Source organism: Alloactinosynnema sp. L-07 (genome assembly GCF_900070365.1).
Taxonomy (GTDB): Bacteria; Actinomycetota; Actinomycetes; order Mycobacteriales; family Pseudonocardiaceae; genus Actinokineospora.
The window spans coordinates 1,148,616-1,163,581 of sequence record NZ_LN850107.1 but is presented as its reverse complement, the minus strand read 5'-3'; the positions used below and the strand labels follow the sequence as shown (position 1 = coordinate 1,163,581).

The following is a 14,966-nucleotide window of genomic DNA, read 5'->3' as shown; positions in this document are numbered from 1 at the left end:
CATGACTCTGGGGGAGACTCATAGCACGCTGCGTGCCCTGGCCCACCCGCTGCGGCTGCGCATCCTGACCATGCTGACCACCACCGCCATGAGCGCGGCCGAGGTGGCCAGGGAAGTCGGCCACAGCCAGCCCAACATCAGCTACCACCTGCGCAAGCTCCTTGACGCGAGCATGGTCGAGATGGTCGAGGAAGTCCCGATCCGCGGCGGCATCGCCAAGCGCTACCGCAGCACGACGCTTGACCACGCCGCCCCGACAGCATCGGCGACCGACGCCGAGATCTGGGTGGACCCAGCCCTCTGGCGAGATACCGTCAGCCGCGCCCGAGAGTTGACCCACCGCCTTCACAACGCGGCCCAGGCGCCGCACACGCCGGGCACGGTGCCGGTTCGGGCGGCGAGCATGTTGGACATGGACTGCCGCTAGGGGAGCTTCGCCGTTCGGTGCGGCTTGATGCGGTGGGTGCCTGACTGGTGCGGGCGGGCTGCTGAGGCGGTGGGCGCCTGTTTGGGTGGTTCGCCTTGATTCGGGGACCCCGAAAATGGGCCTGTGCGGGTCAAAAGGCGAGGTCAAGGAGCCGCACCCGCACCGCGAGTTTAGGCCCATTTACCCCGAATCAAGGCGAACCACCCAAACAGGCCGTTCCGTTGTGCCCCTAGCGTTTGCCGTCATCACCTCGCTCCTCGCTCCATGTCCATGCCGATGGCGCATGCCCCTTGCCTCACCCCATTGGCCCTTCGGCCTAGCCCTTGCCCTTCGGGCCCTGGCCTCTTCGCCCCATCACTCGCCGCTCGCGCCTAACCCCTGATCCTCGCCCCCGGCCCTTGCCTGTCGGCCTGTCGGTCCGTCACCGCTCGGCCCTCTGCGTTCGCCCGTTGCCTTTGCCCTCTGCCCCTCGCCGCCTCGGCCTTTGCCTTTGGCCCGTCGGCCCTCTTGCCCTCTTCCCACCTCCGCACCCTCCTCACCGCACAAACCGCCCGAGCAGCATCGGGTGAAGCTGGGTGATCCCGCTTTGTCTGGGGGGACGACGGCCCTAAGCTGCTTGGCGTGTGGGGTGCCTTATCCGCCACCGCTTTTTCCCCACAGGGCCGTCGTAGGGGCCCCAGGCAAAGCGGGATCACCCAGCTTCACCCGATGGTGCGGACAGCACCACCGAAGCCCGGCGCACTTGCTCGGTGGACCTCGCGGCGGTGCCGGAATTCACCGAGATCACCTTCACCCTACGATGCTCCGCATGCTCGAACCATTGCGGCACAGCATGTTTCGCAGGCTCACGATCGGCAGGGTGACGACCTTCCTCGGCAACTCCGTGGCGCCTATCGCGTTGGCGTTCGCGGTGTTGGACTTGACGCACTCGGTTATCGCGTTGGGGCTGGTGGTGGGGGCCAGGTCGATCGCCAATGTGTTGTTGCTGCTCATGGGGGGTGTGCTGGCTGACCGGTTGCCGCGGTCGGTGATCCTTCAGGGGGCGAGTCTGGCGGCGGCGGTGTCGCAGGCGATGACCGCGGCGGCTGTGCTTATGGGGTTCGCGAACATTCCCCTTCTGGTCGTCCTCAGCGTCATCAACGGGGCGGTCTCGGCTGTCTCGCTCCCGGCGGCTTCGGCGTTGACGCCGCAGACGGTGCCCAAGGCGCTGTTGCGGCAGGCCAACGCGGTGGTGCGGATGGGGATCAACACCGCGATGATCACCGGGGCGTCGATGGGGGGCATGGTCGCGGCGCTGGCTGGGCCTGGGTGGGCTATCGGGGGCACCGCCGTGGTGTTCCTGATCGCGTCGTTCTTCTACGCGCGGGTGGATGCTCCGGAGATCGATGAGGACGCGCCGACGCGGCCGTGGGCGGACATTCGGTCCGGGTGGCGGGAGTTCACCGCGCGGGCGTGGGTGTGGACTGTTGTGGCGGCACTCATGGTGATCAACGCGGTCATGACCGGGGGCATCTTCGTGCTCGGTCCGTCCATCGCCGACAGCACGATCGGGCGGTTGGCCTGGGGGTTCGTGCTGGGCGCGCAGACGGTGGGGGCGTTGATCGGCGGGATCGTGGCGACTCGGTGGCAGCCGCGACGGGCGCTGTTGTTCGGGACGGCGCTGATCGGGGTTCAGGCGGTTCCGCTGCTGTTCCTCGCGCACGCGCCCGCGGTGGTGCCGCTGCTGGTCGTGATGTTCGTCGGCGGGATGGCGATCGAGCAGTTCGGGATCGCTTGGGACGTTTCGCTGCAGGAGAACGTGGCGCCGGACCGGCTCGCCCGCGTGTACTCCTATGACGCCGTGGGGTCGTTCATCGCGATCCCGGTCGGCGAGATGGCTGCGGGTCCGCTGGCCAAGGCTTTCGGCGTGTCCGCCACCCTGACCGGGGGCGCGGTGCTCGTCGTCGTCGCGGTGGCGGCGGCCGCGTTCGCGCCCAGTGTGCGGTCACTCGTGCGGCATCCGGACGTCCAGAAGCCGGTCGAGCGCGCCCGCTCCTGACGCCGTCAGCCGGACGGCTCGCGACGAGCCGACGCGCACGACCCATTCCCGCTCCATCAGCGCCGTGCACAGGGCCGCTCCGGCGGCGCCCGCGAGGTGGGGGCGGCGTTCGGTCCAGTCGAGGCACGCGCGGGCGGTCGGTCTGGTTTTGGACCTGAGCGCATCGGGATCTATGCCCAGCTCACCGACCAGCCACGATCCACCCTGGGCGGTCAGCGCGAGATCGGCGTCGCGGTCCAGCAGTTGGCGTTCTGCCATGGCGTCGGTGAGGGCCACGCCGAGGGTGCCCGCCAGGTGGTCGTAGCAGGTGCGGGCGGCGGCCATGGCCCGGTTCGCGATGGCCACGCGCAGGGACGACGGGGCCGCCGTCGGAGCGGTTCGGCTCACCAGCTGCTCGACAAGCGATGCGACAGACGTGTCCGCGAGGCGGACGTACCGGTGTCGACCTTGGCGTTCCTCGACCAGCAGGCCGCCGCGAACGAGCTTGTCCAGGTGTTCGCTGGCCGTCGACCGGGCGACCCCGGCCGAGCGGGCCAGTTCCCCCGCCGTCCACGCCCGGCCGTCGAGCAGGGCGAGGCAGAACCCGGCGCGGGTCTCGTCGGACAGCAAGCCCGCAACCGCGGCTAGTTCGGCTGCTCCTGTCACGCCCACAAGCATCCACCCGCGACTGTTCGGCCAGGACCGAACTATTTGATCCCGGCCGCGTCCATCCCCCGCAATTCGCGCTTGAGGTCGTGGATCTCGTCGCGCAGGCGGGCGGCGAGTTCGAACTGGAGGTCGCGGGCGGCGTTCATCATCTGGTCGGTGAGTTGTTGCACCAGGTCCGCCAGTTCGGCGCGGGGCATGGACTTGACGTCCTTGTCGCCGATGACTCCGGCGCTGCGGGCGTTGCCCGGCTCCCCCGCCGCCCGCTTGCCGCGGGAGGCGTTGCGGCCGGAGCCGCCCACGGGAACGTCCTCGTCCTCGGCCTCGGTGAGCACGCGATCGAGGATGTCGGCGATCTTCTTGCGCAGTGGCTGCGGGTCGAGGCCGCGTTCGGTGTTGTACGCGACTTGCTTGGCACGCCTGCGGTTCGTCTCGTCGATGGCGTGCCGCATCGAGTCGGTGATCCGGTCGGCGTACATGTGGACCTGGCCGGACACGTTTCGCGCGGCGCGGCCGATCGTCTGGATCAGGGATGTGCCGCTACGCAGGAAGCCTTCCTTGTCGGCGTCGAGGATGGCGACCAGCGAGACCTCAGGAAGGTCGAGGCCCTCGCGCAGCAGGTTGATGCCGACCAGGACGTCGTAGTCGCCGAGGCGGAGCTGGCGCAGCAGCTCGATCCGGCGCAGGGTGTCGACCTCGGAGTGCAGGTACCGCACCCGGATGCCCAGCTCCAGCAGATAGTCCGTCAGGTCCTCGGACATCTTCTTCGTCAGCGTGGTGACCAGGACGCGCTCGTCGCGTTCGGCGCGGACGCGGATCTCGTGCACCAGGTCGTCGATCTGGCCCTCGGTCGGCTTGATGATCACCTCGGGGTCGACCAGGCCGGTCGGCCGGATGACCTGCTCGACGAACTCGCCGCCCGCCTGGCCCATCTCGTACGGTCCGGGGGTGGCCGACAGATACACCGTCTGGCCGATCCGGTCGGCGAACTCCTCCCAGGTCAACGGCCGGTTGTCGACGGCGCTGGGCAGCCGGAAGCCGTGTTCGACCAGGTTGCGCTTGCGCGACATGTCGCCCTCGTACATGCCGCCGATCTGCGGCACCGTCACGTGCGACTCGTCGATGACGAGGAGGAAGTCGTCGGGGAAGTAGTCGATCAGGGTGGCGGGGGCGGTGCCCCCGGCGCGGCCGTCGATGTGGCGGGAGTAGTTCTCGATGCCGGAGCAGAATCCGACCTGGCGCATCATCTCGACGTCGTAGCTGGTGCGCATGCGCAGCCGCTGGGCCTCCAGCAGCTTGCCTTGCCGCTCCAGCGTGGCCAGTCGCTCCTCCAGTTCGGACTCGATGTCGCGGATCGCCCGCTCCAGCCGCTCCGGGCCCGCCACGTAGTGCGTCGCGGGGAAGATGCGCAGTTCGTCGACCTCGCTGACGATGTCGCCGGTCAGCGGGTGCAGGTAGTAGAGCTTGTCGATCTCGTCGCCGAAGAACTCGATCCGGATGGCCAGTTCCTCATAGGCCGGGATGATCTCGACGGTGTCGCCACGAACCCGGAACGTGCCGCGGGCGAAGGACATGTCGTTGCGCGTGTACTGCACGTCGACCAGGGCGCGCAGGAACACGTCCCGCTCGACCTCGGCGCCGACCTTGAGCGCGACCGAGCGGTCCAAATAGGACTGTGGGGTGCCGAGGCCGTAGATGCACGACACCGAGGCCACCACGATGACGTCACGCCGCGACAGCAGGCTCATCGTGGCCGAGTGGCGCAGCCGCTCGACGTCGTCGTTGATCGACGAGTCCTTCTCGATGTAGGTGTCGGTCTGCGGGATGTACGCCTCGGGCTGGTAGTAGTCGTAGTAGCTGACGAAGTACTCCACGGCGTTGTCCGGGAAGAACTCGCGCAGCTCGTTGGCCAACTGCGCGGCCAGCGTCTTGTTCGGCGCCATGACCAGGGTCGGCCGCTGCACCCGCTCGATCAGCCAGGCCGCGGTCGCCGACTTGCCCGTACCGGTGGCGCCGAGCAGCACGATGTCCTGCTCGTTGGCCTTGATGCGCTTCTCCAGCTCATCGATGGCGACTGGCTGGTCGCCCGCGGGCTGGTAGTCGGCGACCATGCGGAACCGGCCGCCCGCGCGCGGGATGTCGCTGACGGGGCGGTGCTCGGAGTGCGCGAGGACTGGGTGCTCGGTCGGGAATGCCACACGAACGAGGCTACGCGGCCCCACCGACATTCTCAGCGACGAGCCTGCGCAGCTCCGCACCCACCCTGGCCAGCGGCTCCGTGCTGCCCTGCGCGCGGCAGATCAACAACGCGCCCTCGATGCCCGCGATCGCCAAAGTCGCCAGCGATGCCGCCCGAGCGGCAGGCACACCGCGCCGAGCGATCGCCTCGGCGAGCAGCGATTCCCACCGCCCGAACGCGACCCCCGCCGCCGTGCGCGCCGAGGCGGTCTCGTCTGAGGAAAGCGCCGCCGCCGCGACCGGGCAGCCATCCTGAAAGCCCGCCGCGGTGAGCGCCGACGTCCAATAGTCGACGAACGCGGCGATGGCCTTCTCGGCGTCGTCGTCGAGCAGCCGCTCCAGCAGCCCGCTGATGAACGTGCCGCCGCGCTCGGTCGCGGCAAGCGCCAGCTCTTCTTTGCCGCCGGGGAAATGGTGGTAGATCGACCCGCGCGAGACCCCGCTGTGCTCGACCACGTCCCGCAGCGACGTGTCGGCCACCCCGCGGACCCGGAACAGCGTGACCGCGCTGTCGATCATCGCCTCGCGGGGAGCCCTAGGCATCGATACGCTCCAAGCGGGCCGGGACGTACTTGTGCCATGGCGTGCCCGCCAGCCAGTCGCGGTGGTGCAGCGAGGTCAGCTCGTTGGGCGCCACGCCCGGTCCGCCGTCGAGGCCGAGCCCGTTGGGCAGCGAGATGTGCCCGGCCTGCATCGTGTCGGACACCTCGACCACCGCGTCGGCCTGCCCGCGCTCAGTGACCACGCGCAGGGTGTCGCCGGTGGTGACGCCGAGCCCGTCGGCGTCGGCCGGGCTCAGCCGCAGCGCGCCGTCGCGGTCGCGGCGCCGCCAGCCCGGGTCGCGGATGATCGTGTTCGCGGTAAACGCGCGACGCTCCCCCGCCGACAGCACGAACGGGAACTCCTCGGTGACCCAGGAACTCGGCTCGTCGGCCAGAGCGCGGGTCCGCTCGACCAGTTCGGGGATGTCGAGGGTGAACCGCTGGTCGGGCCTGCGCACGTAGTCCCACGCGTGCTCGTAGTCGTCCAGGGTGAACACCACGCCCTCACCGCAAAGCACCGCGTCGAACAGCTTGTCCCCTGGTTCGAATCCGGATCCGGTGAACCCCGCTCGGCGCACGGACGCCGGGTTGGCCAGCGCGCAGAGCTGCGCGGCGCCCCACAGCGACGCCGTGCCCTCGGCGCCCTCCGGCAGTGTCGGGCCGAGGGTCTCCCGCAGCAGGTACGGCGCCAGCGGCATGAGCTTGGGGTTGGCGCCCACGGTCAGGAAGAACGCCGCCGCGTACTGCTTGCGCCCGCGGCGCGCGGCGCGGCGCAGCGGCGCGAGCACGGACTCGCCGACCACGCCGAGCGCGCGGATCACCCTGGCGTAGATCTCCGGCTCCGACAGCGTGCCCGTCAGCGGCGCCATGACCGGTTTGCGCAGGTGGAAGACGTTGCGCGGGAAGTCGACGTTGAAGAACGTGCACTCCCACTTCTCGAACTGGCTCGACGCGGGCAGCACGTAGTCGGCCTGCTTGGCCGTCTCGGTCATCGCGATGTCGACGACGACGGTCAGATCGAGCGAACGCATGGCCGCGCGGAAGCTCGCCGAGTCGGCCAGCGAGTGCGCCGGGTTGACGCTGTCGATCCACATCGCCCGGAATCGGTCGGGGTGGTCGGTGAGGATCTCTTCGGCGATGGAGTTGCACGGGACCAGCCCGGCGATGATCCGCGCGCCGGTCACCGGGGTGCGCCTGCTCGGCCCGCCCGGCTTGCCCGGTCCGCCGCGGGCGACCTTGGCGGCCTGCGGGCTCAGCGCCGCGCCGATCCGGGACGCGAGCGCGTCCGGCAGGACCGAGGGCAGCCGGACCACCGCGCCCGACACCATGTCCTTCGCGGTGCCGACGAGCATGTCCAGACCACTCTTTGGCTTGCGGGATCCGCCGGAACCGGGCGCCCCGCCCGCGAGCGGGGCGAAGGACGAGTGCAGGAACATCGCGCCCGGCTTGGCGAAGTTGCCGGTCAGGATCCAGAGCAGCTTGTTCAGATAGGACGAAAGCGTGCTGTGCGGGGCCTGCTGGATGCCGAGGTCCTCATAGGTGCAGACGCTCTTGGCCGCACCGATGCGCCGCGCGGTCTCGCGCAGCAGGGCTTCCTCGACCCCACAGCGGGCCGCGTAGTCGGCCACGTCCACCGCCCGCAGGGTGTCGATGATCGTCTCGCCGCCGGACGTGTGGCGGTCGATGAACGCGTGGTCGACCAGGTCCTCCTGGACCAGGATCGCGCCGAGCGCGGCCAGACACCACGCGTCGGTCCCCGGCCTGACCTGCAGGTGGATGTCGGCCATCGCCGCGGACTCGCTGCGGCGCGGGTCGATGACGACCATGGCCCGCTCCGGGTCGGCGGCCAGCGCCTTGAGCACCGGGCGGGCGCGCGGGAAGCTGTGCGACTGCCACGGGTTCTTGCCGACGAACACCACGACCTCGGCGTGCTCGAAGTCGCCCTTGGTGTGACCGCCGTAGAGCCTGCCGTCGACGTACATCTCGCCGGTCTTCTCCTGGGCGAGCGCGTTCGACTGGTACCGCGCGCCGATCGCACCCTGCAGCGCCTTGTTGTAGGTGGCGCCGAGGTGGTTGCCCTGGCCGCCGCCACCGTAGAAGAAGATCTTGTCGCCGCCGTGCTCGTCACGGATCGCGGTGAGCCGGGTGGCGATCTCGGCGATCGCGGTGTCCCAGCTGATCTCCTCGTACTCGCCGTCGGGGGTACGGCGCAACGGGCTGGTCAGGCGGACGGTCCGGCTCTGGTAGTGGTCGAGCCGCAGCGCCTTCTCACAGGTGTAGCCCTCGGAGCCGGGGTGGGCCTTGTCGCCGCGGATCTTGGCCAGGGACCGGTCCTCGACCTGCACCTCGATGCCGCAGTTGCACTCGCAGAGGATGCAGGCGGACTTTTGCCACTCGGTCACGGGTACCTCCAGGGGCGTCTATGACAGTCGTCATAATCGCCGACGCCGGAGGTCGCGTCAACCGGTCAGCAGGAACAGTCACAGCAGCTGCAGCAGTCGCAATCGCAGTCGCACGACTCGCGGGGCTTGCCGCTCCACGGCCCCGGATACGGGTCGCGGCAGCACATCTGGCAGGTCCCGCACTCGTACAGGCAGGCCACACACCCGAGAACCACGCCGCGCCGCTTGGGCGGGATCTCCAGCGTCGGCCAGCGCCAGCACAGGCAGCTGGAGGGCTTGCGGTGGCCGCCGTGGCGATGCGGCGGCGGCGGTGGCGGGCCCTGCGGCCCAGGGGCGCCCTGGGGTGGGCGGTACTGCTGATAGCCGCCCGGGGGCAGGGGTGGCCCTGGGCGCTGCCAGCCGCCGGGCGGGACGTCGTGGACCGACATCCCGTGGACCCGGAACGCCCGGTCGACCGCGACGCCGAGTTCGTGCACGAGCAGCGCGTGGACCAGCGCGGAGTCGCGCAGGTCGGCCTCGGCCAAGGCGAGCCGGACACCGAACACGGCGTCGTCACACAGCCTGCGTGCCTCGATCAGGGTGGTGCCGGTCCCGGTCAGCGGATTCCAGGCACCTGCCGCGGCGTCGGCGTCCAGGTCCTCGACGGCGTCGATGAGATGGGCGACCCGGCCGAACAGCCTGCCCGCCTCGCTCAGGGGCGCGACGTTCCCCGGCTTGCCCGCGAGCACGGCGGTGTGGGCGAACGCGGCGGCCGTCGCGGTCTCGGTCGGCTCGGTCGCGGTGAGCACCGAGGCGCCGAGCCCAAGACCCGATTCCAGTTCACCCTGACGCCCGACCGCGTCGAGCAGGACCGCGGTCGGGAAGCCGATGTCCGCGCCGGTCACCCCGCCCTGGCGGGCCCAGCGGTCGGCGATCTTGCGGGCCGCGCCCGCCACGGGCCGCAGGCCGAAGACGCCGTCGCCGTCCTCCACGTGATCACGGACTTTGGCCGAAGCCAGCACCAGTGACACAGCCGCGGCGAGGCGCGCCCCCGAGCCCTCGGCGACCGACGCGGAACGCATCCCGCGCAGCGCGCATGGTCCCGCCGTGCGGCGGGCGGCGGCCGGTATCTGGGCCTCGACCAGCGCGGAGATCACCAGGCCGTCGTAATTGGTGACGGTGCGGGCGAACTGGCCGTGATCGTCACGCAGGGCGAGGCAGAGGCCGCAGAGGTGGGCAAGCCAGGTCTTGGCGAGGTCGCCCGGCAGACGGTGGCGGCAGGGCCGCAGGATCCCGAACATCAGCAGGAACAATCGCAGCAGCAGCCGTCACAACAGCAGCTATCGCAGCCCGAGCAGTCCGCACAGCTGCATGAGGAACAGTCGCAGTTGCGGCACCAGCCAGACCTGGGCTCGCCGGTCCAGGGGTCGTGGAACTCCTCGGCGCAGCAGTACTGGCAGGTCACACACATCGCCAGGGCGACGCCGCAGCCCGCCAGCGTGCCGCGCGACTTGCCTCTGCGCGGGCCGTGCGGCGGCATTCCGGGCGGCGGGTATCCCGGCGGCTGATACCCCGGCGGCGGCTGCTGCCAGCCGGGCGGGGGCGGCCGGTGGCCGGGCTGCGGGGGCTGGCCGTGGCCGTGGAGCAGGCCCTGCGGGTGGCCGAACGTCCGCACGACCGCGGTGTCGAGCTCATGCGCGAGCAGCCGGTGGACGAGCTTCGCGTCGGTGAACTCGGCTTCCTTGAGCGCCAGCCGGACCCCGAGCACGGCGTCGTCACAGAGTCGCCGAGCCTCGGAAAGGCTGGTGCCGGTCGCGGTCAGCGGGTTCCAGGCGCCCGCGGCGGCGTCGGCGTCGATGTCCTCGACGGCGTCGAGCAGGTGCGCGACCCGGCCGAAGAGCCGACCCGCCTCGCTCAGCGGCGCCACGTTCCCCGGCCTGCCCGCCAGCACGGCGGTGTGGGCGAACGCCGCGGCCGTCGCGGTCTCGGTCGGCTCGGTCGCACTCAGCACCGACGCGCCCAGGCCCAGCCCCGATTCCAGCTCACCCTGGCGGCCCACGGCGTCGAGCAGCACGGCGGTGGAGAACCCGATCCGCTCCCCCGTCGCCGAGCCCTGCCGGGCCCAGCGGGTGGCGATGCGCCGCGCGACTCCGGCGACCGGAGCGCGGCGGAACACGCCGTCGCCGTCGCCTACGTGGTCGCGCACCTTGGCCGAGGCCAGCACCAGCGACACAGCCGCGGCGAGCCGGGCGCCGTCACCCTCCGCGACCGGCGCCGGGCGCATCCCTCGAAGGGGGCACGGCCCGGCGACCCGGCGACCGCCGACGACGGTCGACTGTGCCTCCACAAGCGCGGAGATCACCAGGCCGTCGTAGTTCGTCACCGTCCGGGCGAGATGCCCGTGGTCGTCGCGCAAGGCAAGGCACAGTCCACAAAGGTGGGCCATCCACGAAGTACGCAGCGTGGCGGAAAGCCGGTGACGACAAGGGCGGATGATTCCGAACATCGACTCGACTGTCCCTTCGCGATCACCGAACCAGGCGCGCGCGGAGCCTAGCGGGATTCACCCGTTCGGATGGCGAAAACCCTCGGAAAGCACTGGGCGAAGTCGTGTCCGATAGGCACGATGGCGACATGGCCGCGAACTTCCCGGTGCCCGTCCCGATCGCCCGTCGCGACGACACCCACCACGAGGTGCATCCGCCCAAGGTGGAGCTGTTCGACCTGGCCGCGATGACGAACACCGACCCGAAGGGCTTCGTCCGCGCGGTCGACGAGTACCGGCGCACCGACCACGGCCTGCTGATGGCCCGCCCGGTCGACAGCCACCGCCGCATCGCCTACTTCGAGTCGCTGCTACTGCCCGAGTTGGGCCTGCGGGTGTCGAAGTGGCGCGCGAAACCCGGCTACGACCTGGGCCACGACTTCTACATCGACGTCGTCGACATCACCGACGGCCCGGTCTGGCGCACCGTCGACCTGTATCTCGACGTGCTCGTGCGCACCGGCCGCGACCTGCGCGTGGAGGACACCGACGAACTGCTGGCGGCTCTGGGCGCCCGGCTCATCGACCGCTCGGCTGCCCAGCGCGCGCTGGAGCGGACCCACGACGCGGTCGACGGCATCGCCTATCACGGCTACGACGTCGACGCCTGGCTGCGCACGCTCGGAATCACCACGATCTGGCGAACCCAATAGTGGAGAACCGGCAGCCTCGTCAACAGTGCGTAGTCCGCCGGTGACAAAATTCCCCTGATAGATATCGAAGTGCACACGACTCGTGACATAACGAATCGACCCTGATGATCACTGCCTGAACTCGGCCGACTACGCTCTGGCCGGTGGGCACCGCCATCACGCCGCAACTGGTCGACATCGTCGACACGGTGACCGCGGTACGAAGCTTCTCGTCCGGGATGTCGCGCACTCTCGGGACGTGCCAGGTCGAGCGCTGGGGCCTGCGGCTGGAGTGCCCGACGCCGGAGGACCCGTTCTCCGACACCGAGGTCACCTGGCTGCTGCCCGACCACAATCTCCGCCTCACCCAGCAGAAACCCCGCTCCCGGCACGCGCGCGGCGGCCCGAGCGTGCTCACCGCGGTGCGAATCCTGCGGGACGGCCGCTACTGGCGCACCACGGACCTGCTACTCGGCCTTGCCGCCCCCGGCGGCACGTCGGCCCGGATCGTGCGCTCGGAGGAGTTCGCCGCCGCGGTCGCGGGCCGCGTCCTGCGCGTCGGCGACGCGGACCTCGCGCTGTGCACGGTGCACAAGACGCTCGAAGAACTGAGCCGAGTCCGCCACGACCTGTCGTCCTGGCTGGCGTTCAAGCACATCTTCGAGGTCTGGCCTCCCTATTAGGGTGTCCAGCGAGCCTGGGTCGCCCACGTCTCGGCGCGCGGCAGGGCTTGGGCGAACCACGGTTCCTTGGCGTCGCCGTAGGCCGGGATCGCGTCGAACTGGCCCGTCAGTCCGCGCTTGACCTGCTCGTATTCGTCGCGGGCCGCGGTGTCGGCGCGGAGCCAGGCAGGCATCAGCAGGGCATAGCGCCACCCCGGTGACCCCTGCTCGCGGACATGCACGTTGGCCCAGCGCAGCGGGTCGGCGCCGACGTGGGTGCGCTTGCGCCAGCCCGCCGGGTCGCCGCCGAGCGGGTACGGCGTGTCCTGGTCGAACCCCGGCAGATACGGGAAGCCCGCCGCGCCCAGCGGCTCGACCAGTTTCTCGGCGTCGTCGAGGTTCGCCACCGTCACCTGGAAATCCAGCACATCCTTGGCCGCCAATCCGAGCACCGAGGTCGAGCCGATGTGGTCGACCCGCGTGGCGACCGAGCCCGCCGCGAGGCGCAGCCGGGCCAGTGCCCGCTCGGCCTGCGCGGGCCATGTGGGGTCGGCGTCGACCAGCCGAGGAGCGCCGCGCGGGGTGTGTCGGTGCAGCCGGACGTTGGCCTCGAACCGCACCAGCCGGTCGGCCCACAGCTCGTCGACCGCGGCCAGCACCTTGTCCTGCGCGCCGCCGTTGTCCAGCCACACGTCCGCCACCGCGCGGCGGGCCGCCTCGGTGGCCTGCGCGGCCACGCGGGCCCGAGCGTCGGCCTCGGCCAGTCCACGCGAGTGCACCAGTCGGTGGACTCGCACCTCCACGGGCGCGTCCACGATCACCACGAGGTGATAGGCGGCCGCGAGTCCACCCTCGACCAGCAGCGGGATGTCGTGCACGACCACCGCGTCGGCGGGCGCGGCGGCGAGCAGCTCCGCGGTCCGCGCGCCGATCTTGGGGTGCACGATCGAGTTCAGCAGCCCACGCGAGTCCGCGTCGGCGAACGCGATCTTGGCCAGCCCGGCCCGGTCGAGCGTTCCGTCGGTGGTCAAGATGCCTTTGCCGAAGGCCGCCGCCAGCTCGACCAGGCCGTCGGTGCCCGGCTCGACCACCTCGCGGGCGATCTTGTCCGAATCGATGACCCAGGCGCCGTGCTCGGCCAGCCGACCGGCCACAGTGGACTTGCCGGATCCGATTCCACCGGTGAGGCCGACCTTCAACATGCCGACAGTCTGTCAGGCGCCTTACGATCCATCTCATGCTGGCGGCGCTGACAGGAATGGGTCTCTCGGCCGCCGCGGGGCTCAACGCCTACATCCCGATCCTGATCGTCGGACTGCTGTCGAACTTCACCGACGCCGTCCACCTGCCCAAGGACTTCGCCTGGCTGGGCAACGGCTGGGTGCTCGGTGTCGTCGGCGTGCTGCTGGCCGCCGAGTTCGTGCTGGACAAGGTGCCGGTGGTCGACAGCGTCAACGACACCATCCAGACCGCCATCCGCCCGGCCTCCGGCGGCATCGTCTTCAGCGCGACCCAGGCCGCCTCGGAGATCGACAACTCGACCTGGATGAGTGAACACCCGTGGGTCGGCTGGCTGCTCGGCATCGTCATCGCGCTGATCGTGCACGTCATGAAGTCCACCGCCCGGCCGGTGATCAACGCGACGACCGTGGGCGCGGGCGGGCCCGTGGTCAGCGCGGTCGAGGACGCCGGTTCGGTCGGGTTGAGCTTCGTGGCGATCTTCCTGCCGATCCTGGTGATCGCGTTCCTGATCGCCCTGGCGTTCATGGCGGTGTGGACCTTCCGCAAAGTGCGCGCCTTCAGAGCCCGCAACCGGCGGCGTCCCGTCCCCGGATAGTGGCGACACGCCCGGCGAATTCCGGCGTTCGCACACGGTGAGTGGCTACGGTGGCCCGCAACACCGTCACCCACACGGAGGACCGATGCGCGGCGCCCGGCATCCTGGACGGCATCGGCTCGGCACGCCCGGGCTGGTGCACTGCATGGCGCACGCTTCCGTAGCCGACGCGCTCACCGAGTACCGCAGGACGTGGTGGTCGACGCTGCTGCTCCCCGCCCGCCACAGCCTCGCCGGGCTGCGCCGCCGCGCCGTGGCCGCCGCCATGGAACGCGCGTGGGCCCCCGCTATTGGCTGAGCTTCGCCAGCATGTCGAGGATGAACTTCTCCACCTTGTCCCGATCGATGTCCAGCGTCGCGAGCGGGGAATCGTCCAGTTCGAACAGCGCCAGCAGCTGGTGCTCGGTGCCGATGTAGTTGTGGCCCAGCCGCAGCGCCTCCCGGACCGACAGCTCCATGGCCTTCTTGCCCGCAGGCGCGAACGGGACCAACGGGCCGGGATCGTCCGCCCCTGACTCGGGGAACACCAGGGCGGCCCGGATCTTGTCCGCGTCGAATCCCTGCTCGGCCAGGGCGACCATCGCCATGCTGGTCGGGGCCGCGAGCAGGCCGAGGACCAGGTGCTCCGGCTGGATCTTGGGGTGATGGGCAGCGCGCGCCTCTTCCTGCGCGGTGACGACGACCGCGCGCGCCTTCTCCGTGTAGCGGGTGAACATGTTCGGGTCGTCCTTGGGGACCGACCGCTGCTGCGCGGCCTGCTTGGTCACCCCCATGCTCTGTCCGATGTCGGTCCAGGACGCGCCGGAGCGGCGGGCCTGGTCGACGAAGTGGCCGATGAGGTGGTCGGCGAGTTCGCCGAGGTGTTGAGCGGTGAGGACGGCCGCGGAGAGCTGGTCCAGCGGGCTGTCGTCGGAATACGCCGCGCGAATGGTGCTGATCAGGTCATCGAGTCGTGGTTGTTCCATGCGTCAACTGTAGATTGACGCACCCCGGATCGTCAATCTTAAGTTGACGATCCG

The 14,966-nt window shown here is 70.3% G+C and carries 14 protein-coding genes; 6 read left to right on the top strand and 8 right to left on the bottom strand.

Annotated features, from left to right (window positions below):
- Position 1 precedes the first annotated feature (1 nt).
- Entirely contained in the window at positions 2–427 is a 426-nt protein-coding gene (locus BN1701_RS05585) for a winged helix-turn-helix domain-containing protein (protein WP_054046130.1), read from the top strand.
- A gap of 799 nt (positions 428–1,226) precedes the next feature.
- Positions 1,227–2,465: an MFS transporter gene (locus tag BN1701_RS05580; RefSeq protein WP_157367777.1), complete on the top strand. Its 1,239-nt coding sequence runs from the start codon at positions 1,227–1,229 to the stop codon at positions 2,463–2,465.
- On the opposite strand, the gene BN1701_RS05575 is transcribed toward BN1701_RS05580, so the two are convergent.
- The 6 genes from BN1701_RS05575 to BN1701_RS05550 form a co-directional block, all read right to left on the bottom strand.
- The gene (locus BN1701_RS05575) at positions 2,412–3,110 is read right to left on the bottom strand and encodes a helix-turn-helix transcriptional regulator (RefSeq protein WP_231949494.1); all 699 of its coding nucleotides are present in this window, start codon (positions 3,108–3,110) and stop codon (positions 2,412–2,414) included. The genes BN1701_RS05580 and BN1701_RS05575 overlap by 54 nt on opposite strands.
- A gap of 41 nt (positions 3,111–3,151) precedes the next feature.
- Complete coding sequence (gene uvrB, locus BN1701_RS05570) at positions 3,152–5,308, bottom strand: excinuclease ABC subunit UvrB (RefSeq protein ID WP_054046127.1); 2,157 nt, start codon at positions 5,306–5,308, stop codon at positions 3,152–3,154.
- A 10-nt stretch (positions 5,309–5,318) separates the two neighbouring features.
- Entirely contained in the window at positions 5,319–5,891 is a 573-nt protein-coding gene (locus BN1701_RS05565; protein ID WP_054046125.1) for a TetR/AcrR family transcriptional regulator, read from the bottom strand.
- Positions 5,884–8,292, bottom strand: coding sequence for a molybdopterin-dependent oxidoreductase (locus tag BN1701_RS05560; protein WP_054046123.1), 2,409 nt, complete (start codon positions 8,290–8,292; stop codon positions 5,884–5,886). The genes BN1701_RS05565 and BN1701_RS05560 overlap by 8 nt, the downstream gene beginning before the upstream one ends.
- 65 nt (positions 8,293–8,357) lie before the next feature.
- Complete coding sequence (locus BN1701_RS05555) at positions 8,358–9,572, bottom strand: DUF5685 family protein (RefSeq protein WP_054055643.1); 1,215 nt, start codon at positions 9,570–9,572, stop codon at positions 8,358–8,360.
- On the bottom strand, positions 9,572–10,777 hold the full coding sequence (locus tag BN1701_RS05550) for a DUF5685 family protein (RefSeq protein ID WP_054046121.1): 1,206 nt from the start codon (positions 10,775–10,777) through the stop codon (positions 9,572–9,574). The genes BN1701_RS05555 and BN1701_RS05550 overlap by 1 nt, the downstream gene beginning before the upstream one ends.
- Before the next feature lie 128 nt (positions 10,778–10,905).
- On the opposite strand from BN1701_RS05550, the gene BN1701_RS05545 reads away from it, so the two are divergent.
- Entirely contained in the window at positions 10,906–11,469 is a 564-nt protein-coding gene (locus tag BN1701_RS05545) for a DUF402 domain-containing protein (protein WP_054046119.1), read from the top strand.
- A gap of 143 nt (positions 11,470–11,612) precedes the next feature.
- Complete coding sequence (locus tag BN1701_RS05540; RefSeq protein ID WP_054046117.1) at positions 11,613–12,131, top strand: DUF402 domain-containing protein; 519 nt, start codon at positions 11,613–11,615, stop codon at positions 12,129–12,131.
- On the opposite strand, the gene coaE is transcribed toward BN1701_RS05540, so the two are convergent.
- Entirely contained in the window at positions 12,128–13,312 is a 1,185-nt protein-coding gene (gene coaE / locus BN1701_RS05535) for a dephospho-CoA kinase (protein WP_054046115.1), read from the bottom strand. The genes BN1701_RS05540 and coaE overlap by 4 nt on opposite strands.
- Positions 13,313–13,347: 35 nt before the next feature.
- On the opposite strand from coaE, the gene BN1701_RS05530 reads away from it, so the two are divergent.
- Together BN1701_RS05530 and BN1701_RS05525 are read left to right on the top strand one after the other, a co-directional pair.
- The gene (locus BN1701_RS05530) at positions 13,348–13,947 is read left to right on the top strand and encodes a DUF4126 domain-containing protein (RefSeq protein ID WP_054046113.1); all 600 of its coding nucleotides are present in this window, start codon (positions 13,348–13,350) and stop codon (positions 13,945–13,947) included.
- Positions 13,948–14,032: 85 nt separating this feature from the next.
- Complete coding sequence (locus BN1701_RS05525) at positions 14,033–14,245, top strand: hypothetical protein (RefSeq protein WP_054046110.1); 213 nt, start codon at positions 14,033–14,035, stop codon at positions 14,243–14,245.
- On the opposite strand, the gene BN1701_RS05520 is transcribed toward BN1701_RS05525, so the two are convergent.
- Positions 14,235–14,912 (bottom strand): Clp protease N-terminal domain-containing protein, encoded by a 678-nt coding sequence (locus tag BN1701_RS05520; protein WP_054046108.1) that lies wholly within the window; start codon positions 14,910–14,912, stop codon positions 14,235–14,237. The genes BN1701_RS05525 and BN1701_RS05520 overlap by 11 nt on opposite strands.
- Between the last annotated feature and the right edge of the window lie 54 nt (positions 14,913–14,966).

Excerpts from the sequence above, each read along its gene's own strand:
- BN1701_RS05525 (WP_054046110.1), top strand. The coding sequence starts at position 14,033 with ATGCGCGGCGCCCGGCATCCTGGACGGCATCGGCTCGGCACGCCCGGG.
- coaE (WP_054046115.1), bottom strand. The coding sequence starts at position 13,312 with ATGTTGAAGGTCGGCCTCACCGGTGGAATCGGATCCGGCAAGTCCACT.
- BN1701_RS05545 (WP_054046119.1), top strand. The coding sequence starts at position 10,906 with ATGGCCGCGAACTTCCCGGTGCCCGTCCCGATCGCCCGTCGCGACGAC.
- BN1701_RS05550 (WP_054046121.1), bottom strand. The coding sequence starts at position 10,777 with ATGTTCGGAATCATCCGCCCTTGTCGTCACCGGCTTTCCGCCACGCTG.
- BN1701_RS05555 (WP_054055643.1), bottom strand. The coding sequence starts at position 9,572 with ATGTTCGGGATCCTGCGGCCCTGCCGCCACCGTCTGCCGGGCGACCTC.
- BN1701_RS05585 (WP_054046130.1), top strand. The coding sequence starts at position 2 with ATGACTCTGGGGGAGACTCATAGCACGCTGCGTGCCCTGGCCCACCCG.
- BN1701_RS05520 (WP_054046108.1), bottom strand. The coding sequence starts at position 14,912 with ATGGAACAACCACGACTCGATGACCTGATCAGCACCATTCGCGCGGCG.
- BN1701_RS05530 (WP_054046113.1), top strand. The coding sequence starts at position 13,348 with ATGCTGGCGGCGCTGACAGGAATGGGTCTCTCGGCCGCCGCGGGGCTC.
- BN1701_RS05580 (WP_157367777.1), top strand. The coding sequence starts at position 1,227 with ATGCTCCGCATGCTCGAACCATTGCGGCACAGCATGTTTCGCAGGCTC.
- BN1701_RS05565 (WP_054046125.1), bottom strand. The coding sequence starts at position 5,891 with ATGCCTAGGGCTCCCCGCGAGGCGATGATCGACAGCGCGGTCACGCTG.